Here is a 23,667-nt window from a genome sequence, read left to right on the forward strand (position 1 = left end):
GTTCAGCCGGGCTGCAGCCCGTCGGCGATGCGCCGGAGCGCGGCTCGCGCCACGTCCTCGTCGACCTTGGGCATCAGGTCCAGCCACATCGGCAGCATCGACCCGCGCAGCTGGAGGGCGCCGAGCGGACGCGGCAGGAACCACAGGTGGAAGTGCCCGCCCCCGTCACCCCACCGGCACACATGGACCCGCCCGACCCCGCCGAGGCTCAGCACGGCCCGCTCGATCCGCGCGGTGAGCGGGCCGAGCTCCGCAAGCAGCTCGTCGGGCAGGTCCGCGAAGGAGTCGTGGTGGGCCCTTGTCATGAGCAGCACGGTGCCGGGCAGCTCGGTGGGCAGGTGGCCCGCGAGGCGCCAGTGCTCGTCGACCCACACGAAATCCTCGTCCGGGCGCGAGCACTGCTCGCATCCCTCGGTGGCCTCGTGGTGGCGTGCCGGCTCGGGCACGACGGGGTCCACCAGCGCCTTGACCCGTACGTCCCCGGTGAAGGGGAACCAGGGGTCGTCGAGCAGCTCGGCCGGCACGGGCGGACGGTCCTCGCCCGGCGCCGTGAGGTCCGCGGTCACGACGCGGGCGCGTCGGCGAGGACGCGGGGCGGTACGGCGGGGACCGGGAGCAGCGTCTCGCCGGTCGGGCCGACCTGGATCTCGGTGCCGAGCTGCGGGCAGACGCCGCAGTCGAAGCAGGGCGTCCAGCGGCAGTCGTCGACCTCGACCTCGGCGAGCGCGTCCTGCCAGTCCTCCCAGAGCCACTCCCTGTCCAGCCCCGCGTCGAGGTGGTCCCAGGGCAGGACCTCCGCCTGCTCGCGCTCGCGGGTGGTGTACCAGTCCAGGTCCACGCCGGAGCCGGCCAGCCCGCGCTCGGTGGCCGCGACCCAGCGCTCGAAGGAGAAGTGCTCGCTCCAGCCGTCGAAACGCGCGCCGTCCTCCCAGGCAGCCCGGATGACCGCCCCCACCCGTCGGTCGCCGCGGGAGAGCAGGCCCTCGATGATCCCCGGCTTGCCGTCGTGGTAGCGCAGGCCGATCGCGCGGCCGTAGGACCGGTCGGCCCGCAGCGCCTCGCGCAGCTTGGCCAGGCGGGCGTCGGTCGCCTCGTGCCCGAGCTGGGCGGCCCACTGGAACGGCGTGTGCGGCTTCGGCACGAAGCCACCGATCGAGACCGTGCAGCGGATGTCACGGCTGCCGGTGACCTCGCGCCCGGTGGCGATGACCCGGCGCGCCAGCTCGGCGATCTGCAGGACGTCCTCGTCGGTCTCCGTGGGCAGGCCGCACATGAAGTAGAGCTTGACCTGCCGCCACCCGGCGGCGTACGCGGCCGTGACCGTCCCGATCAGGTCCTCCTCCGAGACGGTCTTGTTGATGACGCGGCGGATGCGCTCCGAGCCCCCCTCGGGGGCGAAGGTCAGCCCCGAACGCCGGCCGTTTCGCGACAGCTCGTTCGCCAGGTCGATGTTGAAGGCGTCGACGCGGGTGCTCGGCAGGCTGAGGCTGGTGCTCGTGCCGGCGTAGCGGTCGGCCAGACCCTTGGTGATGGCGGCGATCTCGGAGTGGTCGGCGCTGGACAGGCTGAGCAGGCCGACCTCCTCGTAGCCGGTGGTCGCGAGCCCGCGGGCGACCATCTCGCCGATGCCCGTGAGGCTGCGCTCCCGCACCGGGCGGGTGATCATCCCGGCCTGGCAGAACCGGCAGCCGCGCGTACAGCCGCGGAAGATCTCCACGGACATGCGCTCGTGGACCGTCTCGGCGAGCGGCACCAACGGCTGCTTCGGATACGGCCACAGGTCCAGGTCGCTCACGGTGTGTTTGGCGACCCGCCACGGGACGCCGGCGGTGTTCGGCGCGACCCGCCGGATCCTGCCGTCCGGGAGGTACTCGACGTCGTAGTACCGGGGGACGTACGCGCTCCCGCTCCGGGCCAGCCGCAGCAGCAGCTCCTCCCGCCCCCCGGGGCTGCCCTCGCCCTTGTGCCGGCGCACGATCTCGCTGATCGCGAGCACCGCCTGCTCGCCGTCGCCGAGCACCGCGGCGTCCACGAAGTCCGCGATCGGCTCGGGGTTGAACGCGGCGTGGCCGCCGGCGATGACGATCGGGTGCTCGTCACCGCGCTCCCTGCTGTCCAGCGGGATGCCGGCCAGATCGAGGGCGGTCAGGAGGTTCGTGTAGCCGAGCTCGGTGGCGAAGCTCACCCCCAGCAGGTCGAAGGCGGCGACCGGCCGGTGGGCGTCGACGGTGAACTGCGGGACGTCGTGCTCGCGCATCAGCCGCTCGAGGTCGGGCCAGACGGCGTACGTGCGCTCCGCCAGGACGTCCGGCTGCTCGTTGAGCACCTCGTAGAGGATCATGACGCCCTGGTTGGGCAGGCCCACCTCATAGGCGTCCGGGTACATCAGCGCCCAGCGCACGCTGACACAGTCCCAGTCCTTGACCTGGGCGTTGAGCTCGCCCCCGACGTACTGGATCGGCTTGGACACCAGCGGGAGGAGGGCCTCGAGCCGAGGGAAGACTGACTCGACCGGCATGTTGCCCAAGCCTACGCGGCTGCAGCCCACCGCCCCTCCCGCGCGATCTTGAGAGATGCAGGCCGACACGCCGGTGACGCCCCTGGATCTGTCAAGATCGCGCAAGCACAGGTGGAGGTTTTCCTCCACGGGATGCACGGACCGAGCGGGCCGGTCGTCGTGCACAGATGACCGTGTCCCGGCCTGCTACCGACGCGACTCGTTGCACCCTGCCAGCCATGGGACGCCAGGGCGATCCGGACCGAGAACGCGACGTCCAGCTGCTGGGTGCGCGCCAAGGAGGGTGCGTCAACGCCCGCCAGCTGTGCGAACGAGGCTGGACCCGCTCGGAGACCGACTGGCGGGTCCGCTCCGGTTGGTGGCGCAGCCTCCTGCCGGGCGTTTACCTCGTGGCGGGCTGGGCGTACGGCCTTGAGTGGGACTCCCTCCCGTTCGCCACCCGGGCGTGGGCAGCGCGGCTCATGCACGGCGACGAGAGCGTCTTCTGCCTGCAGACGGCGGCCAAGCTCTGGGGGATCGAGGGGTACGGCGTCGACGATGCGACCATCCACCTTCGTCTGCCGCCCGGCCGGGAGCGCCACCAGGTCGACGGCGTCAAGGTCCACACCTGGCTGGTCCGCCACGACGAGGTCACCCTGCGCGAGGAGCACCAGCTGACCGGCGTCGGTCGGACGGTGACCGACCTCGTGCTTCGCCTACGGCGCGAGCCAGCCGTCTCGGTGCTCGACTCGGCGCTGCATCAAGGGTTGCTGGTTCCCGAGGACCTCGAGGAGCTCCAGCGACGCGCTCGCGGGAGGAGGGGCGTGGCCCGCAGCCGAGAGTGGTGGTGCCTGGGCGATGGTCGCGCCGAGTCGCCCCTCGAGACGAGGGCTCGGCTGATCGCCATCGATGCCGGACACCCGCCCGACGAGCTGCAGCTGCCCATCGTTGACAGCCACGGAGTGCTGTTGGGTTTCGGAGATCTTGCGTGGAAGCGCCAGCACCTGCGCCGGCGCACGATGGTGGTCGAAGCCGATGGTGAGGACGTGCATTCTCGCCCCGAAGCGCTGTTCCGGGACCGCTACCGCGGTAACGACATCGCGGAGGCGGGAGATTGCGACCTCTACCGGATCACGTGGCGTGACGTGATGCGCCCCGCCTACTTCGTCAGCCTCCTCCGCCGCAACCTCGCGGCGTGACCCGGCCCACTGGTTCGCCGCAACCTCTCACGGCGATCTTGAGAGATGCAGGGCGGTCTTCGGCGTGTCTCCCTGGATCTCTCAAGATCGCGCGGGACAGGGCGGAGGGCGCGGGAGCGGGCGGCGGTCAGGCGTAGCGGCGGAGGTGGACGTTCTGGAGCAGGCCGACCGCCATCATCGAGGCGAACATGGCCGAGCCTCCGTAGGAGACGAAGGGCAGCGGTACGCCGGTCATCGGCATGATCCCCAACGTCATGCCGATGTTCTCGAAGGACTGGAAGGCGAACCAGCACACGACGCCGACGGCGACCAGCCGGCCGAACATGTCGTCGGCCTGCAAGGCGATACGCAGGCCGCGCCAGAGCACCAGCCCAAGGAGCAGGATCATCGTCCCCGCGCCGACGAAGCCGAGCTCCTCGCCGGCGACCGTGAACACGAAGTCGGTGTCCTGCTCCGGGATGAACGTGCCGTTGGTCTGCGTCCCCTTGAACAGCCCCTTGCCCTCCAGGCCGCCCGACCCGATGGCGATCTGGCCTTGGTGCAGCTGGTAGCCGATGCCGCTCGGGTCGATCGAGGGGTTGACGATCACCTCGAAGCGGGCCTTCTGGTACTCCTTCAGCGCGCCGCCGTGGACGATGAGCCCGACCCCGAGGCACCCCAGCAGCAGCAGGCCGAGCAGCCAGCTGGCGCGCATCTCCGACACCGCGAGGATGCCCAGGATGATGGCGAGGACCACGACCGTGGTGCCGACGTCGGGCTGCAGCATGATGAGCCCGACAGGGACTGCCGCCACCGCGAGCGCGGTGAGGACGAGGCCGGCCGACGGGGCCGACTCGTGGTCCGCGCGTTCGGCGAGGATCATCGCCAGCCCCACGCACAGGGCGACCTTGGCGAACTCCGAGGGCTGCACCGAGAAGCCCGCGGGCAGCAGGATCCACGAATGGGCACCGTTGACGCTGGAGCCCAGCGGGGAGAGCACGGCGAGCAGGCCGATGACCGACGCGACGTAGATGAACGGCGCGTACGCGCGCAGCATGCGGTGGTCGAACAACGCGACGAAAATGCCCAGCGCCGCCCCGACGACGATGTTGAGGACGTGCTTCTTGAGCTCGCTCATCGGGTCGAGCCCGGCCTCGGCGAGCTTCACCCGCGTCGCGGAGTACACGAGCAACGAACCCATGAAGCACAGCCCCGCGACCGCGAGGATAAGCACCCAGTCGAGGCGCCACAGGATCGAGTCGCGGGAGAAGGTGCCGCTGCGTCGGGCGACCGGACGGGAGCCCTCGTACGGCGGGTAGCCGGCGGTCATGGCGACCTCGAGGGCGACGCACGCGTGCTGGCGGTGGACCCGTTCGCCCGCCGGGCGGCGCGACCGGTGGCCCGGGCCCGGGAGTCCGCCGCGGTCGCGACGTACAGCGGCGGCCCGGGGATGCCGGTCAGGTTCGGCACCCAGGTCTTCAGCAGCGGCAGGGTCGGGACGGCCACCAGGCGCCCGTTCTTGGTGATCCTGGGCAGCGTGGTCGGCGGGGTGGTCATGATCGCCTTGGCGGGGTCGACCGTGTGCGAACCGGTCACGCCGTACAGCGCCTCGTAGATCTTCTCCACGGACGGGCCGGAGATGCCCGACCCGGTCCCGCCCTGGCTGACCATCATGACCACTGCGTACTGCGGCTTGTTCGCGGGGGCGTAGGAGGCGAACCAGGAGGTGGTGGCCTTGCCCTGCACCTCGGCGGTACCAGTCTTCGCCGCGATCGGCAGCTGGCCCTTCGGGAAGTTCGCGAAGGGTCCGCGCGCGGTGCCGTGGGACCCCGTGACAACGGTCGTGAGCGCGTGCTGCAGGTACGCCAGCACGGTCTTGGGCACCGGCAGCCTGCCGACCTTCTTGGGCTTGATGATGCGCACCAGCTTGCCGCTCGGGGTGATCACCGCCTTGCCGATGGTCGGCTGCCACAACGTGCCGCCGTTGGCCACCGCGGCGTAGGCCCGCGCCATCTGCAGCGGGGTGACGGCCGTCGAGCCCTGGCCGATGGCGAAGTTGGCCGCGTCCCCGGGGAGATAGATGTAGCCCTGCGCGCTGCAGTTCTCGGCGTCGATTCGCTGGAGGTACGTGCCCTTCGGGCGCGTCTTCGCGCCCTCGCAGGCCGACGCCCGCGTCGCCTGCCAGTACTGGTACTTGCCCTGGCGGTCGAAGATGCGGCTGCGTGCCTCGCCGGTCAGGTCCACCCCGGTCAGCTCGTCCATGCCGTACGCCTTGGCCATCTCGGTGAACGGGTCCTTGGCGGAGAGCTTGGCCTTCGCGCCGCCCTCGTGCAGCCAGTCGTGATACGCGACGCCATAGAAGACCGTGTCGCAAGAGACCTCGATCGCCTTCTGCAGGCTGATGTTGCCGAATGCCTCCGACTCGTAGTTCGCCTTGTATGTGTTGCCGATCTTCAGCTTCGACGGGCACGGGTAGGACCCGTAGAGGGAGTACCCCGGCGACTTCGCTACCGCCGGCAGCGACACGACCTTGAACGTCGAGCCCGGCGCGTACAGACCCTGGTAGGCCCGCGACAGCGTGGGGTAGTTGTCCTTCTTGCTCGTGATCGCCGCGTAGTCCTTGGCCGAGATGCCACCGACCCACACGGACGGGTTGTAGGTCGGGTAGCTCGCCATGGCGATGATCCGCCCAGTCCTCACGTCCATGACGACGACGGCGCCGGAGTCGGCCGGGAACTTCTTGCCCTTCTTGTTGACGTCGCCGGTCACACGGGCGCGCTTGATGGCGGCGGCGAGCTGGTCCTCGGCGACCTTCTGCACCTGCGCGTCCAGACTGGTGACCAGGTAGTCCCCCGGCGTCGCCGCGACGTCGGACTCGGTCCCCGTGATGTGCCGGGCCGCGTTGACGTAGTACGTCGTCACGCCCGCCTTGCCCCGCAGCACGTTGTCGTACACCGCCTCCAGGCCGGTCTTGCCGACCAGGTCGGAGGCCGTGATCGGCGAGCTCGTGCCCTTCGAGGCGTTGATCTCGGCCTGGGTCGCGGGGCCGAGATAGCCCAGCTCGTGCGCGGCGTTGGCGCCCAGCGGCTCCGGGTACTCCCGCACCGTCTCCAGCGTGGCGCTCACGCCCGGGAAGCGCTCGCGCTCCTCGCTGACCGACAGGGCGACCTGGGTGGTGACGTCCTTGGCGACCGGGATCGGCTGGAACGGCGACCCGCTCCAGCACTCCGGCGCGTGCGCGTCGGGATCGGTCCCGCACCGCCGCGTGCGCTCGTAGAGGTCGCGGTAGGTCGTCCCGAGCACCTTGGCCAGCCGATAGAGGACGACCTTGCCCTTGTCCTTGCGCCCCGCGAGCGTCTCGGCGTCGACGGTGACCACGATCGACTCACGGTTCTCCGCGAGCGGGCGTCCCTTGTCGTCGAGGATCAGGCCGCGGACCGCCGGGGTCACCACGGTCTCCTCGGCGTTGTTGGCGGCGATCGCCTGGTACGTCGTCGTCGCGATCACCTGCATGTACCACAGACGCCCCACGAGGGTCAGCAGCAGCGAGATGACCAGGACCTGCAGCACCACCAGGCGCAGCGAGGAACGGTCGGTCACGTCGGCTGGGCTCCTCGTTCTCGCTCACATCGCTTCGCGCTGACCGTCTGGCCGCACACGTACGTCCCGACGGGCAACGCCTGGGCCACGCCTTCGGGTTCCCTCACCAGCGGGACGCGGCAGGACCGGTGGCTCGTCTTGTCCGGCGGACGAGTGCTGCGATTGCTGGAACCAGGAGCGCAGCCAGCACGACATCGTAGAGCGTCGCGAAGGGCACCGCCGACACGATCCCCTTGCCGCTGACCCGGGGGTCGCCCAGGAGGAGTCCGAGACCCGCGTAGCCGACGAGCGCGGCCGGCACGATGAGGGCAACGAGCAGCAGCGGCGTGAGAGGGCCCGCCTCGGACCGGATCCGGTACTTCCCCGCCGCCCATCCCGCGAGCGTCAGCACGAGGGCCCAGCGCCCCACCGTCCCGTCCGCCGGGGGGGAGACGTCGAGCAGGACCCCGCCGGCGAAGCCCATGAGCGCCCCGCTCGCGGAGTCCGTGGCCATCGCGAACGCGATGACGACGACCAGCACGACGTCCGGGGTGGCCCCGGGCAGTCGCAGCGGGCCCAGCACCACCGTCTCGACGACGATGGCCACGAGCAGCAGGGCTGCGGCGAGCGCGATGCGCGCGGCGACCATCTGATCAGCTCCGCGAGCCCGACGACGACGGACGGCTTCCCGACTGGGAGACTGAAGGTGAACTCGAGGTCGATGGGCTGGCGGACGCCGACGGGCTCGCCGAGGGCGAGGGCGAGGGGAGCGCGGCGAGCACGGCGTCCCGCGGGTCGCGCGGGGGCGGCTTGACGACCACCCCGACGAGGTCGAGGGAGGTCACGTCCACGAACGGCTCCACGCTGGCCACCTGGTCGGCCGAGCCCACGACGCTGGTCACCGCGGTGATCTGGCCCACCGGGACCCCCGGGACGTACGGCTTGTCGTTGACCGACCCCAGGGTGACCAGCCGCTCCCCGACCCGCAGCACGTGGCCGGAGTTCTGCACGACCAGCTGCATGGGCCGCTTGCCCTGGCCGCTGAGCAGCCCGATCTGACCGGTGCCCTCCAGCCGCACGCCCACCCCGCTGTCGGGGTCGATGAGCAGGACGACGGTGGCCGTGTCACGAGTGACGTACTTCACGCGTCCGACCAGGCCCTGGCCGTTCAGCACCGTCATGTCGGGGGTGATCCCGTCCTTGGTGCCCGCGTCGATCTCCACGGTGAAGTCGAAGCCCTGGGCCGCCCCCACCGCGATGACGCGAGCGGGGATCAGCGTGTACTGACCGAGGCTGGAGACCTTGAGCATCGCGTCGAGCTCTGCCGCCCGGCGCTGGGCGTCCTGCGTGGTGAGCAGCTGACGCTGCAACGCCTGGTTCTCACGGGTGAGCCGGTCGATCGTCGCGCTGTCGTCGTGGGTCATCCGGTGGAAGAAGTCGCCGACCGGCCGGGTGATCGTCACCGTCGCGTTCTGGACCGGTCCGACGACGCCGGAGATCCCGTTGCGCAGGCCGGAGGGCAGCGCGCTGCCGCCGCGCAGGTCGAGGGTGATGAGCGTGAACGACGCGAGCAGCAGCAGCCCCAGCACGACCCGTGTTCGACGGTCGTCCCTCATGAGGTGACGAACGCAACCCGCATCGGATCAGTGCCTGGGCTCGGAGATGAGCACCTGCTGCAGCGCCTCGAACTCCTCGACACACTTGCCCGACCCCAGCGCCACCGAGTCGAGCGGGTCGGACGTGATGTGGATGGGCATACCCGTCTCGTGGCGCAGGCGCTCGTCGAGGCCCTTCAGCAGCGCCCCGCCGCCGGTCAGCACGATGCCGCGGTCCATGATGTCGCCGGACAGTTCCGGCGGGCACTTGTCGAGGGTCGTCTTGACCGCGTCCACGATCGCGTTGACCGGCTCCTCGAGGGCTTTGCGGATCTCCTCGCTGGAGACGACGATCGTCTTGGGCAGGCCGGAGACCAGGTCCCGTCCGCGGATCTCGGCGTGCGGCTCGTCCGGGATCGGGAAGGCCGAGCCGATGGCCATCTTGATCTCCTCGGCGGTGCGCTCGCCGAGCATCAGCGAGTACTCCTTCTTGACGTACTGGATGATCGCGTTGTCCAGCTCGTCACCGCCCACGCGGATGCTCTGCGCGGTGACGATCCCGCCCAGCGAGATGACCGCCACCTCGGTAGTGCCCCCGCCGATGTCGACGACCATGTTGCCGGTCGGCTCGTGCACCGGGAGCCCAGCGCCGATCGCGGCGGCCATCGGCTCCTCGATGATGAACACCTTGCGGGCGCCCGCGGCGTACCCGGCGTCCTTGACCGCCCGCTGCTCGACGCCGGTGATCCCGCTGGGCACGCACACGACCAGTCGAGGCCGGTTGTAGCGGCGTCGGCGGTGCACCTTCTGGATGAAGTAGCGCAGCATCCGCTCGGTCGTGTCGAAGTCGGCGATGACCCCGTCCTTGAGCGGGCGGATCGCGACGATGTTGCCGGGGGTGCGGCCGATCATCTTCTTCGCCTCGGCGCCCACCGCGAGGATCCCGCCGGTGTTCTGGTTGATCGCCACGACCGACGGCTCGTTCAAGACGATGCCCCGGCCGCGGACGTAGACGAGGGTGTTGGCCGTTCCGAGGTCGACAGCCATGTCGCGGCCGATGAAGGCGAGCTTGTTCGCCATGCGTGGGGAGCCTTCCGGGTCGTCCGGGCGGGGGAAGGCACTCATGGTAGCCCGGCGGGCCGGTCGTGGCCCAAGTCCCGATCATGGGCCGACAGGAGCGCTCAGGCCAGATCGGGGAAGAACAGCGCGATCTCGCGAGCCGCCGACTCGGGGCTGTCGGAGCCGTGGGTCACGTTCTCCTGGGTCACCGTGGCGAGGTCGCCGCGGATCGTCCCGGGTGCGGCCTGCGCCGGGTTCGTGGCGCCCATCGCGGCGCGCCAGGCGGAGATCGCCGACTCCCCCTCGATCACGGCGGCGACGAGCGGTCCGCCGGTGATGAAGCTCACCAGGGAGTCGAAGAACGGCTTGCCAACGTGCTCGGCGTAGTGCGCCTCGGCGGTGGGCCGGTCGAGCGTGCGCAGCTCGAGGGCGAGGATGCGAAAGCCCTTGCGCTCGATGCGCGAGAGCACTTCGCCGACCAGGCCGCGTGCGACGCCGTCCGGCTTGACCAGCATCAGGGTCCGCTCGATCACGCGCCGGAGCCTACCGGCGCGGTGGGCTCAGGTGAGCAGGAGGCGGTCCAACCGCTTGGTGGCGAGCAGCGTTCCCGCAACGCCCAGGACGAGCAGGTAGACCACGTCGACGACGAGCCCGGGGTGCGGGTGACCCAGGGTGAAGGAGCGGATCAGGTCCACGGCGGGATAGAGCGGGCTGCAGCGCACGATCGGCTGGACCCACGTGGGATAGGTCGCGAGGGGGAAGAACGTCGCCGACAGCAGGAACAGCGGCAGCGTGACCAGGCTCACCCAGGAGAAGTCCTGCCAGCTGCGCATGTACGTCGTGGCCGCCATGCCCGCACCCGCGAAGGCGAAGCCGGCGAGCACCGCGGCGGGCAGCACGAGGACCGCCCACCAGGAGAGGACCAGCCCGAGGGCGAGCATCACGAGCAGGAACATCGCCGAGTACGCCGCGCCGCGCATGACCGCCCACGCGACCTCGCCCACGGCGACCGAGGAGGTGGAGAGCGGCGTCGCCAGCATCGCGTCGTAGAGCTTGGCGTACTTGAAGCGGAAGAACACGTTGTACGTCACGTCGAGCACCGCCCCCTGCATCGCCGACGCGGCGAGCATGGCCGGGGCGACGAACTCCTGGTAGGTCACCGTCTGCCCGGTCCCGAGGGTGACCGAGCTGATGAGGTGCCCGAGGCCGAGGCCCAGGGAGAGCAGGTAGAACAGCGGCTCGAGGACCCCGGAGGCGAACATCAGCCAGCCGCGCTGGTAGACGACGACGTTGCGCTCCACGACGCTCGGCGCGCGACCGATGCCCTGGAGCAGCGGCGGGGTCAGCCGAAGCGTCGAGGACACCTCAGACCACCAGCCGGCGCCGGAACGCGCGGTCCGCGAGCAGCAGGCCGGCTGCGAGCAGGGCGAGCAGGTATCCCACGTGCACGAGGTCGAACCAGCCGACCCGGCCGAGCACGAGGTCGCGGCACAGCGCCACCCCGTGCCACAGGGCGGTCACCCAGGCCAGCCGCTCCAGCCACGCCGGGAGCTGGGAGATCGGGAAGAACGTGCCCGAGAAGAGGAACAGCGGCACGACCCCGAACCGGTACAGGTAGGTCAGCGACTGGGTGTCCTCCGAGCGCGCGGTCATCGCCATCGCGGGGGCGGCGAAGGCCAGGCCGACGAGAACGGCCGCGGGAAGGGCCAGCACCAGCCATCCCGTGCCCAGCCCGAGGACGGCGATGACGAGCAGGAGGACGGCCGTCGACATCGCGACCATGGTCGCGGCCCACAGCAGGTGGCTGAGCAGGATCTGGCCGGCGGTGAGCGGCGTGGCCAGCATGGCGTGATAGGTCCGCTGCCACTTGATCGCGGCCATGACCGACCACGTCGCCTCCTCGAGCGCGGTCTGCATGGCGCTGGCGGCGACCAGGCCCGGCGCGAGGAACGCGACGTAGGTCACACCCTCCACCGGGCCGTTGGTGCGTCCGATGAGGTGGCCGAGTCCGTAGCCGAAGGCCAGCAGCTGCAGCACTGGGACGCCGAACATCGTCGCCGCCGACCCGCGCCAGGTCCGTCGGAAGGTGTCGACGAAGGACAGGTACGCCCGCCCGACCATCACCGGGGCCGGTGGGTCCGCGGGCACGGTGGGCGCGGTCGGCGCTGTGCTCAGGCCCATCAGTCGACCAGCGTCCGGCCGGTCAGGCGCAAGAAGACGTCCTCCAGGGTGCTGCGTCGGGCCAGCACCGACGTCGGGTGCAGGCCTCGCGCCAGCAGCGTGGAAACGGTGGCATCCCCGTCCTCGACGTACAGCAGCAGCCGGTCCGGCAGCTCCTCGACCCGGTCGGCGAGGTCTCGCAGCTGCGCGACGTGCTCCGCCGCGGCGTCCCGGAAGCGAAGCTCGACGACCTCGCGCGAGGAGTGCTCGGCGATGAGCTGCGCGGGCGAGCCCTCGGCGGCGATGCGGCCGCGGTCCATGACGACCAGCCGGTCGCACAGCTGCTCGGCCTCGTCCATGTAGTGCGTGGTGAGCACGAGGGTGACGCCTTGCTGCTTGAGACGGAACAACCGCTCCCAGACCACGTGGCGCGCCTGGGGGTCAAGGCCCGTCGTCGGCTCGTCGAGGAGCAGCAGCTCGGGGTCGTTGATCAGCGCGCGGGCGATGGTCAGGCGACGCTTCATCCCACCCGACAGCGCCTCGACCTTGGAGTCGGCGCGCTCGCCGAGCTGGACGAAGTCGAGGAGACGGTCCGCGCGGGTGCGGACCTCGCGCCGGGCCAGGCCGAAGTAGCGACCGTAGACGAGCAGGTTCTCGCGGACCCGCAGCTCCTGGTCGAGGCTGTCCTCCTGCGGCACCACGCCCAAGCGGGAGCGGATCGCCGGGCCGTGCTCGGCGGGGTCCAGACCGAAGATCCGCAGCGTGCCGCTCGTGACCGGGCTGACGCAGCCGACCATGCGCATCGTGGAGCTCTTGCCGGCACCGTTCGGGCCGAGGAACCCGAAGGCCTCGCCCCTCGGGATGTCGACGTCGATGCCCTCGACCGCGACGAAGTCGCCGAAGGCCTTGGTGAGTCCCCGGGCGTGCACGAGGGGGAGGTCGGAGCCCGAGGTCACGAGGCGGCAGGCTACCGAGACGGTCCGACCGGCCGGCTCGAGGCGCGCGCGAGGTCGACCCGGCGGCCGTAGCGCAGGGCGGCGATCCACAGCGCACCGAAGACCGCGCCGAGGATCACCATGGCCGGGACCAGCAACCCGCACGCCAGCACCAGGACCTGCAGCAGCGAGCCGAGGGAGTACGCCCATGGGTGCCGGAGCAGCCCGGCGCAGACCAGGCAGGCCACGGCGAGCGCGCCGAACCCCCAGGCCACCGCGGCCGGTGGTGCGTCGGTGAGCGCGAGGGCCACCGGGATCGCGAGGGCGACGACGATCGCCTCGAAGAACAGCACCGGTGCCGCCATCGTCCGCACGGGACCAGCCTGCCTCAGCCGACCGGCCCGCGCCCACGCAGCAGGGCTCGGGCCTCCCCCGCGGTGAGAACCGAACCGGTCACCAGCACGGCCGAGGAGCCGAGGGAGGCCGACTCCTCGGCCAGGGTCACGGCTCGGTCCAGCGCGTCCGGGAGGAGGGCCACGACCTCGACCCGGTCGGCTCCGAACACCTCGACGGCCAGCGCGCCGAGCGCGTCCGGGTCGAGCGCCCGCGCGGAGGTCGAGCGGGTGACGACGACCTCGGTGAGCACCGGCTCGAGCGCCTCGAGCAGCCCGCGCGCGTCCTTGTCGGCGAGGACCCCGAGGACTCCGACCACCTGGTCGAAGGAGAACGCCTCGCCCATCGCGTCCGCGAGCGCCCGCGCACCCGCCGGGTTGTGCGCCGCGTCGACGAGCACGGTCGGGGACGTCCGGACGACCTCGAGCCGGCCCGGGGAGCTCGCCTCGGCGAAGCCGGCCCGCACGACCTCCTCGTCGAGGCGACCGCTGCCGCCGCCGAGGAAGGCCTCCACCGCAGCGAGCGCGACCGCCGCGTTGTGGGCCTGGTGAGCGCCGTGGAGGGGAAGGAACACCTCGTCGTAGGCGCCGCCGAGCCCCTGCAGGGACAGTCGCTGGCCGCCCACGGCGAGGTCACGGGCCAGCACGCCGAACTCGAAGCCTTCGCGTGCCACCGTCGCGCCCACCTCGACGCTGCGGCGGAGCAGCACCTCCGCGGCCTCGGGCTCCTGCTGTGCGAGGACCGCGACGCTGCCCGCCTTGATGATTCCGGCCTTCTCGCCGGCGATCGACGCGATGGTGTCGCCGAGATAGGCCTGGTGGTCCAGGCCGACCGCCGTGACCACGGCGACGGCCGGGTCGACGACGTTCGTGGAGTCCCACCGCCCCCCCATGCCGATCTCCATGACCGCGACGTCGACGGGTGCCTCCGCGAACGCGGTATACGCCATGGCGGTGAGGACCTCGAAGAACGACAAGGGGTACGGCTGACCAGCGTCGACGAGCGCGACGTACGGCGCCACGTCGTCCCAGGCGGCCACGAAGCGCTCGGGCGCGATCGGGCGGCCCTCGAGGGCGATCCGCTCGGTGACCGACGTCAGGTGCGGGGAGGTGAACCGCCCGACCCGCAGGCCGAAGCTGCGCAGCAGGCCGTCCACCATGCGCGCGGTCGAGGTCTTGCCGTTGGTGCCGGTGACCAGGATCACCGGATACGTGCCCTGCGGGTCGCCCAGCAGGTCGAGTAGGGCGGTGATCCGGTCCAGGGTCGGGTCCACCCGCGACTCCGGCCAGCGCGCGAGCAGCTGCGCCTCCACCGAGGCCAGCCGGTCCGCCAGCGCTGCCGGCTCCGCTCGGCCCTCGGTCACCGCCGCAGGCTATCGGCCGGTTCTGGTTCGTCGGAGGGCGCGGGCCTTTCGTAGCATTCCGCCTCATGGAGCCACGCCTGCCGGACCAGCCGACCATCGAGGGCCTCGAGGATCGGTGGACGGCGGTGTGGGAGGAGCAGGGCACGTACCGCTTCGACCGGTCGCGCCCGCGCGAGGAGATCTACTCCATCGACACACCCCCACCCACGGCCAGCGGCTCCCTGCACGTGGGGCACGTCTTCTCCTACACCCACACCGACCTCATCGCGCGCTACCAGCGCATGCGCGGGCGCGAGGTGTTCTATCCGATGGGTTGGGACGACAACGGCCTGCCGACCGAACGACGCGTGCAGAACTACTACGGGGTGCGCTGCGACCCCTCACTGCCCTACGACCCCGACGTCACCCCGCCGCAGTCACCGGGTGGCCAGCAGGTGCCGGTCAGCCGGCGCAACTTCGTCGAATTGTGCGAGCGGCTCACCACCGAGGACGAGAAGGTGTTCGAGGGGCTGTGGCGGCGCCTGGGGCTGTCGGTCGACTGGACGCAGACCTACCAGACGGTCGACGACGTCTCGCGCGCGACCTCGCAGCGCGCCTTCCTGCGCAACCTCGCGCGCGGCGAGGCCTACCAGTCCGAGGCGCCGACCCTGTGGGACGTCTCGTTCCAGACCGCCGTGGCGCAAGCCGAGCTGGAGGACCGGGAGGTTCCCGGCGCCTACCACCGGATCAGCTTCCACCGCACCGACGACGAGAGTCCGGTCTGGGTCGAGACCACCCGCCCGGAGCTGGTCCCGGCCTGCGTCGCGCTCGTCGCCCATCCCGACGACCATCGCTATCAGTCCCTGGTCGGCGGCACGGTCCGGACCCCCCTGTTCGGGGTCGAGGTCCCGGTCGTGGCCCACCGTCTCGCCGATCCCGACAAGGGGTCGGGGATCGCGATGATCTGCACCTTCGGCGACGTCACCGACGTCACCTGGTGGCGCGAGCTGGACCTGGCCACCCGGCCGGTGATCGGCTGGGACGGCCGGGTGGTCCGCGAGACGCCGGCGTGGATCGTCGGGGACACGGCCACGCAGGCGTACCTGGCCCTGGCCGGCCGGACCGCGTTCTCGGCCAGGGAGGCCATCGTCGGGCTGCTGCGCGCCTCCGGCGACCTGGAGGGCGAGCCGCGGCCGATCACGCACGCGGTGAAGTTCTTCGAGAAGGGCGACAAGCCGCTCGAGATCGTCACCACCCGCCAGTGGTACCTGCGCAACGGCGGCCGTGACGACGACGGGGGCGCGCTGCGGGCACGCCTGATCCAGCGCGGCGAGGAGATCGACTGGCACCCGGAGTACATGCGGGCGCGGTTCGAGAACTGGGTCGCCGGGCTCAGCGGCGACTGGCTGATCAGCCGCCAGCGCTTCTTCGGGGTGCCGTTCCCGGTCTGGTACCCCCTCGACGGCGAGGGCCGCCCCGACCATTCGCGCCCGATCATCGCCTCCGAGCAGTCCCTGCCCGTCGACCCGATGGTGGACACACCGCCCGGCTACGCCGAGGACCAGCGCGACAAGCCCGACGGCTTCGCCGCCGACCCGGACGTCATGGACACGTGGGCGACCTCCTCGCTGAGCCCGCAAATCGCCGGCGGCTGGGAGCGCGACCCCGACCTGTTCTCGCGGGTGTTCCCGATGGACCTGCGCCCGCAGGGGCACGACATCATCCGTACCTGGCTGTTCTCGACCGTCGTCCGCGCACACCTCGAGCACGACTCGCTGCCGTGGGCCCACGCCGCCATCTCCGGGTTCGTCGTCGACCCCGACCGCAAGAAGATGTCGAAGTCCCGGGGCAACGTGGTGGTTCCCACCGACATCCTCGACCGGTACGGCTCCGACGCGGTCCGCTGGCGGGCCGCCTGCGCACGGCCGGGCACTGACACCCCGTTCGACGAGGCGCAGATGAAGGTCGGCCGGCGGCTGACCATCAAGGTGCTCAACGCGTCGAAGTTCGTGCTCGGTCTCGGCCAGGCACCCGCGGGCGCGGTCATCGAGGAGGCGCTGGACCTGGCGCTGCTCGCCGAGCTCGCCGAGGTCGTCAGGAGGGCCACGTCGGCCTTCGACGCCTACGACTACACGCGGGCGCTCGAAGCGGTCGAGTCCTTCTTCTGGACCTTCTGCGACGACTACGTCGAGCTCGTGAAGGACCGGGCGTACGGCGCGCGCGGAGACGCAGCTGCCGGATCGGCGCGCGCCACCCTGGCCACGGCGCTGTCCGTGCAGCTGCGCCTGTTCGCGCCGTTCCTGCCCTTCGTCACCGAGGAGGTCTGGTCCTGGTGGCAGGACGGGTCGGTCCACCGAGCGCCCTGGCCGTCTCCCGACGAGCTGCCCCGCGGCGGAGACCCGGCGACGCTCGCCGCCGTCGGCGCGGCGCTCTCCCAGGTCCGCAAGGCGAAGTCGGAGGCCAAGGCCTCGATGCGGGCCGACGTCGAGCACGCGACAGTGCGGGCACCGGGACCCCTGCTCGCCGGGGTGCGCGCCGGGGCGGACGACCTGCGCGCCGCCGGCCGGATCGCCAAGCTGGCTCTCTCCGAGGACGGCACGGCGGGTGAGCTGAGCGTCGAGGTCACCCTCGTGACGCCGGGTGCCCCTCAGTGACCGGCTTCGCTCCCCGATGACCATGGAGGTCCGGCACCTCACCGACCCCGCCGCGGCGGCGCGGGAGCTCGAGCGCGTCGCGCTGGACCCGGTCCTCGACACGGTCCTGCTCTCTGTCCTGGACCGCACGGTGGCCGACCCGGACACTCATCCGGACCGGCACTGGTGGCTCGTCGAGGACCGTGGAGACGTGGTCGGTGTCGCGTTCCGCACGGCGCCCCACCCGCTCGGCCTCGCCCTGGAACCCGGACCCTGGCTTCGCCCCCTGGTCGAGGCCGTCCTCGCCGAGGCCCCTGACCTCGACGCGGTGGCGTCCGTGCGGCGCCGGGCCGAGGCGTTCGCCGCGGAGTGGGTCGCGGTGACCGGAGGGTCCGCCCGGCCACGGCTCCAGATGCGCATCCTCGAGTGCGTCCGCCTCGATCCGCCGGCGGACGTACCCGGGGCGGCCCGAGCGGTCCGCGCCGAGGAGCTGACCGAGCTGGCGGCCTGGGTCGACGCGTTCGCCGACGAGCTCGCGCTCCGGGAGTCCGCCCACGACCTCGAGGGCATGCGCGCCGGCGCGCGTTGGTGGGTCGACCGGGACGAGCGGGTGTCGCTCGCCGTGCACCGGGAGCCGAGCCGGGGAGTGGCTCGGGTCGGCCCTGTCTATACCCCGCGCCAGCACCGCCGGCGCGGCTACGCGGCGGCCGTCACCGCGGCCGTGACGCGGGCGGCGTACGACGCCGGCGCCGACCGCGTGGTGCTCTACACCGACGCCGCGAACCCGACGTCGAACGCGGTCTACGAGCGCATCGGCTATCGAGCCGTCGCCGAGGCCGTCGAGCTCGACCTAGCCCGCGGGTGAGCAAACCCGAACCCCGAGGCCGCTGAGCACTCGCCGTCGGAGCACTGCCGGTCAGGTGCCCGCCTCGGCATCGTCCCTCCCACGGCGAACCAGCATCCCGGAGGGAGTCGCGACGATGACCATGTATCGAGTCGAGGTGGGCCTGCTCGCGCGCCGGGTGCACCCCGCGTCGGCCGCCTCTGCGTCGCGACGTGTGCCGGCGGGCCGTCACGCCCGACCTGGGCGGCTGCGTCGGGCGGCCACCGCCGTCCTGCACTTCCTGACTCGGGCGCTGACCGCTGCAGCGCCCGCGGGTGGGTTCGCGCCTGGGGCGTCAGCGTGGACGCCCGACGAGGCAGCGTTCCCTCCGGAGCGGCGCGCCCCCGCGTCGCCGGCGGCGGGCGGGTGGTCGCAGTGAGCCGGCGGCTCGCGCGCTCCGCGTCTGCGGCCCCGCCCGCCGTCTGGGAGGGACATCCGGTGCCGGCGGACCTCACCAGAACAGTCGTCGATGCGGGCACGTCGCCGTGGCGCGCCGACCCGTTCGACCCCACCCGAGATCGGCTCTTCGACGGATGCTGGGGACCTCTCACACGCCTGACTCCGCCTCCCGGCGCTTCCGCGCGGGAGATCAGGTCGTCGGGCTTCTTCTGGGACCCGCTGCCCAACCACGGGCCATCGGCCGAGGAGCTTGCCGCCGCTGCCCGGCACACCTACCGACGAGGCGCGGCGCTGCTCGCGTTGGCCGCGGCGGTCGGTGTCGCGGTCGGTGCCAGGTCTCTCTGGCTGAACGCCCAGCCGCAACCGGACTACACCCTGACCGGATTGGGGTTCTCGCTCTTGCTCATCCTGACACCCGTCGCCCTCGGTGAGCTCCGGTCGGCACGCATGCTGGCCATGCTGGCCCAAGCCGCGCGGGTCGCCGAGGACGAACTCAGCGCGGGCCAGTGCTGGTGCTTGATGAGCCGCCCGCACCGGGGGCTGCGCCTCACGGCCGCCGTGACCGTCTGCGCCGCGGCCGCCGCCGCGTGTGCATCATTCCTGGGCCAGTACATGTGGGACGGGCCGAATGTGCCGGAGACCGTACCCGTCGAGGACTACGGCCACCAGCTCCTCGTCGTGGCAGTCACGGTGTCCATGGCCATCGGTCTGCTCGTCGTGCTGCTCGGACGACCGGAGCGACTCGTCCGCGCCGACGCTTCCCTGGACCTCCCCCGCCGCCCGCCCGAGTCCTAGACTCATCGGGCTGCACGCGCCGCAGGGAGGTCCATCGTGGCCACGCTGGACGTCAGGGGACCGCTGACTCGGGACGTGATCGCCCTCGAGGGCTCGCGCTTGACCTTGGGTGCGAGCCCCCGCGCCGACATCGTCATCGAGGGCGATCCCACCGTCTCGAAGCTGCACCTGGTCCTCGAGCTCATCGGATCGACGTGGTTCGTCCGGGACCTCGGTGCGCGCAACGGCACGTTCCTCAACGGCGAGGCCGTTCTCGGAGAGCGACCCCTGCGGCCCGGGGACGAGGTGATGGTGGGACGCACCACGCTCACCTTCCGTGACCCGGCATCCGTGCGCGACCGGACCACCGAGACGGCCAAGCCGCCGCCCGAGCTGACCCCCGGAGAGCGCAAGGTGCTCAACGAGCTCTGCCGTCCGATGGTCGCGGGCACCGTGTTCACCGCCCCCGCCACCGTGCGCGAGATCGCCGCCGCCTTGGTCGTCGGTCAACCGGCCGTGAAGCAGCATCTCGCGAACCTCTACACCAAGTTCGGGATCCCTCCCGACGGAACCCAGAACCGTCGGGTGCTCCTGGCCAACGAGGCGCTGAGCCGGGGCGCGGTGCGGACCTCGGACCTGCTGAAGTCGCGCGCCGACTGACATGGAGCGGCTCACCGATCGCTACGACGTAGCGGAGGAGATCGGTGGGACAGGACGCGCACGTGTCTTGCGGGGCTGGGACCGCCGCCGGGCCCGTGCGGTGGCGATCAAGATCGTTCCGGTCCCCGATGAGGACCAGCGCGAGCGGCTGCGCGGGCAGGTCGAGCTCCTCATGGGCGTCCCGGCGCATCCGGGTCTCGTGGCCGTGGTCGACGAGGTGTCCGTGGACCGCTCGCACGCGGTCGTCCTGGACTGGGTCGAGGGCGTCGACCTCGGCAGCGAGCTGCGCGAGAACGGACGACCGGGTCTGGACCTGGAGATGGTCCTCGCGTGCGCCGAACAGGTCGCGTCGGCGCTGGACCACCTCCACCGCGGCCCACGACCTGTGGTGCACGGGGACATCAAGCCCTCCAACATCGTCAGGACGCCCGAGGGTCGAGTCGTCGTCGTGGACTTCGGCAGCTCGGTGGTCCCCGGCGAACCCGCGACCACCGGTACGAGGGGGTACGCCGCCCCGGAGCTGGCCTCCTCTGGATTGCTGACGCCGGCCTCGGACGTCTACGGCCTCGCGGCGACCGTGGTCGCCCTCCTGACCGGTCGGCCTCCTGACGGGGGCCGACCGAGGATCGACGACCTCCCGCCCGACACAGCTGCGCGGCTGCGGCACACGCTCGCCCGGGCGCTGGCCACGGATCCTCACGCGCGGCCCGCATCCGCAGGAGACCTCGCACGTGCCCTGCGCGGCAGGGACGCAGGCAACCGTTGCGCGATGCTGGTCGCCGCGGACCTGGACGAGTCAGAGACCGCACCCGACCCCGCTGAGGGCGCACGCCGGTCGCGGGCGATCCCGGATCGTCACCTGGGGCTGCTGATGGCCGAGGTCGCCGAGGACCTGGGTGGCGTCGCCCTGCACGGACGGGGACGACCCAGCCCCCGCGTGTACCGCCTGCCGGGGCCTGATGCCGCGATCGCCTTCGTCTCGGCGATCCGCCACGAGTATCCCCGGCGCGTGCCGAGCTCGGTGGCGGTGCGCCTTCGCATGGCACTCCATGCCGCAACCCGCCCCGCAGCCGACGCGGAGGTCGCTGTCATCGGCGCACTGAGGCTGTCCTCGCCGGGCCTCACCGTGGTGACCGGGCCGGCTGCCCGAGCGGTGAGCCCTCCGGCCGGTCTCGAGCTCGTGCGTATCGGCGTCTTCTCCTCGGAGCTCTCGCGCCCGGTGCAGCTCTTCGCCCTCGCCGACGAAGGAGCTGACCCCCCGCCCCTGCGCGCCAAGCAGACGGAGAGCTCCGACTTCGCGGCGGAGGATGCCTCCTCCGGGCACCCCTTCATCGGGCGGTCGGCTGAGCTGGAGAGCCTGCTCGGCCTGGTCACGAGCGAGCGCCTCGTCACCGTCACCGGCGCGGCCGGCATCGGGAAGTCCCGAACGAGTGAGGAGTTGGTCCGGGCGGTGGCGGGCGGGTTCCCGGACGGTGTCTGGTGGGTCGACCTGCACGCGGCCGCCGCCGTCGCGCCTGCCGTCCTTGCCGCGCTCGGAGCAGAAGGGTCGGCGTCGGGAACTCTCGCCACGCCCACTCGCCCGCGACGTCGCTCCGCCGAGCAGCGACTGCTCGAGCGCCTGGTCGGGCAGTCCGCGTTGCTGGTGCTGGACGGATGCGACGAGCTGCTCGAGGAGTCGGCCGAGCTGCTCAACCGCCTGCTCGCGGACTGCCCCTCGATGACTATCCTCGCCACGAGCCGGACCCCGCTCGGTATGGTCGAAGAGCGCGTCCTGCGCCTCGGCCCGCTCGAGGACGCCGATGCGTTGCGGCTGCTCTCCCTGCTGCTCCACCTGGACCGTCCGGCGGCTTCGGAACAGGACCTCGACGTCGCCCGGGACATCTGCCAGCTCGTCGACCGCGTCCCTCAGTCACTCGTCGTCGCGGCGTCGAGATGGCCGGCCATGAGCCTGGCACAGATCCGTGATTCGCTGACTGCGGGGCATCCCGGAAGTTCGGGCGGCAGAGATGCTCATGCCGCTCTGCAGTGGAGCGTCGCCTCGCTCCCCCCTGACGAGCTCGAGCTGCTCGCCGCCGTCACTCTCTTCCCGTCAGGCTTCAGCGCGGAGGCGGCCTCGGCCGTCGGCGGCGTCGATCGCGTCGTCGCGCTGTCCCTGCTCTACGCCCTGACCCGCCGCTCACTGCTCGAGGCTGAGCGCTCGCCGGGACCCGCGCGCTTTCGGATGCTGACTGCGACGCGCGAGGTCGCAGCCGCGCACCTGACCTCGTCGGGACGTCTCCGCTCGGCACAGGACCGGTTCGCAGCGTGGGGAGAGGACTTCGTGGCGCGGTTCGCGACCGGCTGCGCCGGGAGGGACCAGGCGCACTGGCTCGATGCGGCTCACGTCGACATCGCCAACCTGCGTGCCGCGTTCGAGTGTGGGCTGGCGCGGCCGGGGACGAGTCGACCGGCGCGCCTCGCCGCCGGCCTGGCGACCTACTGGATGGTTCGAGGACCGGTGACCCAGGGACGGGAGTGGCTTCGACGGGCCCTCGCGGCCATGCCCGGCGGCGAGGCCGACGTCGAGGAGGGGCGGCGCGAGGCGGAGTGCACCGCCGGATGGCTCGCGTGCTTCGGTGGCGACCCCGTCGCGGCGGCGACGGCATCGCTGCGAGCCATCGGGTCGTCGTCCGGTGCCGGTGCATCGATCAACGCCCGCGCGCTGTCGGTCCTGGGGCTGGTGGCCTCGTCATCGGGCCAGCAGGAGGTGGCCATCCGCCGGCACGAGGCGGCACTCGCTTCCGCGCGCTCCGCCGGGGACCGCGCGGCCGTTGCTTTCGTCACGGCGAACCTGGCCAACCCGCTGGCACTCCGCGGGCGGGTCGGGGAGGCGCGCAAGCTCCTCGAGGACAGCCTCGCGCTCCGCAGAGCGCAGGAGGACTCCTACGGCATCAGCTGGAGCTGCTTTCGGCTGGGCCTGCTCCTGCTGTCCTGCGGCGAGATGCCCGAGGCCCGCGGGCTCCTGCTGGAGGCGTGGGAGTCGGCGTCGGAGATCGGCTACACCCAGGGCCGGATCAACGCCGCGCTCGGGCTTGGCCGGCTGCTGCTGTCCACCGGTCACCCACGAGCCGGCGCCCGGTGGTTCGCCGAGGCCGACGAGGCGGCGGAGTCGGTCGGCGACCCCACATCGAGGTCCCTGGCTCTCGCCGGGACCCTCGAGTGCGCGGCCTGGGGTGGGAGCGCGGCCGACCTCGCTCGTTGCATGGACCACCTCGATGCCTCCGACTGGGCGGGCAGCGTCGAGACCGTCGCCGACCGCGCGCTGGCGCACGCCGCCGTGGCCGAGATCGCCGCGGAGACCGGCGAGGCGCGCGACCGCCTGCGCCAGGCCCTGGTCGCCCTGGCCTGGCTCGGCGACCGCGGGCGACAGGTCGAGGTGCTCGAACGGCTGGCCGTGCTGGCCGCGGCCGAGGACCAGTGGCGCGACGCCGCCTTCCTGTTCACCCTCGCTCGCCGGGAGCGGGAGCGCACCGGTTGGATCCCTCGACGCGGACCGGCCCTCGCCGCCGTAGCGGCCCACCTCCGGCGCGACACCGACCCG

19 protein-coding genes are annotated in these 23,667 nt (G+C 71.8%); 6 read left to right on the forward strand and 13 right to left on the reverse strand.

Annotated elements, in window-relative coordinates; genetic code table 11:
• Window positions 1-2: 2 nt before the first annotated feature.
• Window positions 3-566, reverse strand: coding sequence for a hypothetical protein (locus tag VMI11_02370; protein ID HTY71248.1), 564 nt, complete (start codon window positions 564-566; stop codon window positions 3-5).
• Window positions 563-2,518 (reverse strand): TIGR03960 family B12-binding radical SAM protein, encoded by a 1,956-nt coding sequence (locus tag VMI11_02375; protein HTY71249.1) that lies wholly within the window; start codon window positions 2,516-2,518, stop codon window positions 563-565. The genes VMI11_02370 and VMI11_02375 overlap by 4 nt, the downstream gene beginning before the upstream one ends.
• A gap of 218 nt (window positions 2,519-2,736) precedes the next feature.
• On the opposite strand from VMI11_02375, the gene VMI11_02380 reads away from it, so the two are divergent.
• The gene (locus tag VMI11_02380) at window positions 2,737-3,696 is read left to right on the forward strand and encodes a hypothetical protein (protein ID HTY71250.1); all 960 of its coding nucleotides are present in this window, start codon (window positions 2,737-2,739) and stop codon (window positions 3,694-3,696) included.
• A 127-nt stretch (window positions 3,697-3,823) separates the two neighbouring features.
• Here VMI11_02380 and rodA read toward each other — a convergent pair whose 3' ends face one another.
• The 11 genes from rodA to VMI11_02435 all read right to left on the reverse strand — a co-directional run bounded on the left by rodA (window position 3,824) and on the right by VMI11_02435 (window position 14,759).
• The gene (rodA, locus tag VMI11_02385) at window positions 3,824-5,005 is read right to left on the reverse strand and encodes a rod shape-determining protein RodA (GenBank protein HTY71251.1); all 1,182 of its coding nucleotides are present in this window, start codon (window positions 5,003-5,005) and stop codon (window positions 3,824-3,826) included.
• The gene (gene mrdA / locus VMI11_02390) at window positions 5,002-7,275 is read right to left on the reverse strand and encodes a penicillin-binding protein 2 (protein ID HTY71252.1); all 2,274 of its coding nucleotides are present in this window, start codon (window positions 7,273-7,275) and stop codon (window positions 5,002-5,004) included. The genes rodA and mrdA overlap by 4 nt, the downstream gene beginning before the upstream one ends.
• 103 nt (window positions 7,276-7,378) lie before the next feature.
• Window positions 7,379-7,903, reverse strand: a complete 525-nt coding sequence (gene mreD, locus VMI11_02395; protein ID HTY71253.1) for a rod shape-determining protein MreD — start codon at window positions 7,901-7,903, stop codon at window positions 7,379-7,381.
• A gap of 4 nt (window positions 7,904-7,907) precedes the next feature.
• Window positions 7,908-8,870, reverse strand: a complete 963-nt coding sequence (gene mreC, locus VMI11_02400; GenBank protein ID HTY71254.1) for a rod shape-determining protein MreC — start codon at window positions 8,868-8,870, stop codon at window positions 7,908-7,910.
• 27 nt (window positions 8,871-8,897) lie between these two features.
• On the reverse strand, window positions 8,898-9,929 hold the full coding sequence (locus VMI11_02405) for a rod shape-determining protein (GenBank protein ID HTY71255.1): 1,032 nt from the start codon (window positions 9,927-9,929) through the stop codon (window positions 8,898-8,900).
• A gap of 101 nt (window positions 9,930-10,030) precedes the next feature.
• The gene (gene ndk, locus VMI11_02410) at window positions 10,031-10,438 is read right to left on the reverse strand and encodes a nucleoside-diphosphate kinase (GenBank protein ID HTY71256.1); all 408 of its coding nucleotides are present in this window, start codon (window positions 10,436-10,438) and stop codon (window positions 10,031-10,033) included.
• Between the two features lie 30 nt (window positions 10,439-10,468).
• Complete coding sequence (locus VMI11_02415; GenBank protein HTY71257.1) at window positions 10,469-11,272, reverse strand: ABC transporter permease; 804 nt, start codon at window positions 11,270-11,272, stop codon at window positions 10,469-10,471.
• Window position 11,273: 1 nt separating this feature from the next.
• Window positions 11,274-12,089, reverse strand: a complete 816-nt coding sequence (locus VMI11_02420) for an ABC transporter permease (protein ID HTY71258.1) — start codon at window positions 12,087-12,089, stop codon at window positions 11,274-11,276.
• Window positions 12,089-13,024 (reverse strand): ABC transporter ATP-binding protein, encoded by a 936-nt coding sequence (locus VMI11_02425; GenBank protein HTY71259.1) that lies wholly within the window; start codon window positions 13,022-13,024, stop codon window positions 12,089-12,091. Before VMI11_02425 ends, VMI11_02420 begins: the two co-directional genes overlap by 1 nt.
• A gap of 11 nt (window positions 13,025-13,035) precedes the next feature.
• A complete protein-coding gene (locus tag VMI11_02430; protein ID HTY71260.1) occupies window positions 13,036-13,368 on the reverse strand; it encodes a DUF4233 domain-containing protein in 333 nt (110 codons plus the stop codon).
• A 23-nt stretch (window positions 13,369-13,391) separates the two neighbouring features.
• Window positions 13,392-14,759, reverse strand: a complete 1,368-nt coding sequence (locus VMI11_02435) for a folylpolyglutamate synthase/dihydrofolate synthase family protein (protein HTY71261.1) — start codon at window positions 14,757-14,759, stop codon at window positions 13,392-13,394.
• 65 nt (window positions 14,760-14,824) lie between these two features.
• Here VMI11_02435 and valS point away from each other — a divergent pair, with 65 nt between their 5' ends.
• The 5 genes from valS to VMI11_02460 all read left to right on the forward strand — a co-directional run.
• Window positions 14,825-17,392, forward strand: a complete 2,568-nt coding sequence (gene valS / locus VMI11_02440; protein ID HTY71262.1) for a valine--tRNA ligase — start codon at window positions 14,825-14,827, stop codon at window positions 17,390-17,392.
• Window positions 17,379-18,236 (forward strand): GNAT family N-acetyltransferase, encoded by an 858-nt coding sequence (locus VMI11_02445; protein ID HTY71263.1) that lies wholly within the window; start codon window positions 17,379-17,381, stop codon window positions 18,234-18,236. The genes valS and VMI11_02445 overlap by 14 nt, the downstream gene beginning before the upstream one ends.
• Before the next feature lie 456 nt (window positions 18,237-18,692).
• Window positions 18,693-19,448: a hypothetical protein gene (locus tag VMI11_02450; GenBank protein ID HTY71264.1), complete on the forward strand. Its 756-nt coding sequence runs from the start codon at window positions 18,693-18,695 to the stop codon at window positions 19,446-19,448.
• 36 nt (window positions 19,449-19,484) lie between these two features.
• Window positions 19,485-20,087 (forward strand): FHA domain-containing protein, encoded by a 603-nt coding sequence (locus VMI11_02455; protein ID HTY71265.1) that lies wholly within the window; start codon window positions 19,485-19,487, stop codon window positions 20,085-20,087.
• Between the two features lies 1 nt (window position 20,088).
• Window positions 20,089-23,667, forward strand: a 3,579-nt coding sequence (locus VMI11_02460; protein ID HTY71266.1) for a protein kinase, incomplete at its 3' end; no start/stop codon positions are given.

The organism is Actinomycetes bacterium (genome assembly GCA_035506535.1).
Classification (GTDB): domain Bacteria; phylum Actinomycetota; class Actinomycetes; order DATJPE01; family DATJPE01; genus DATJPE01.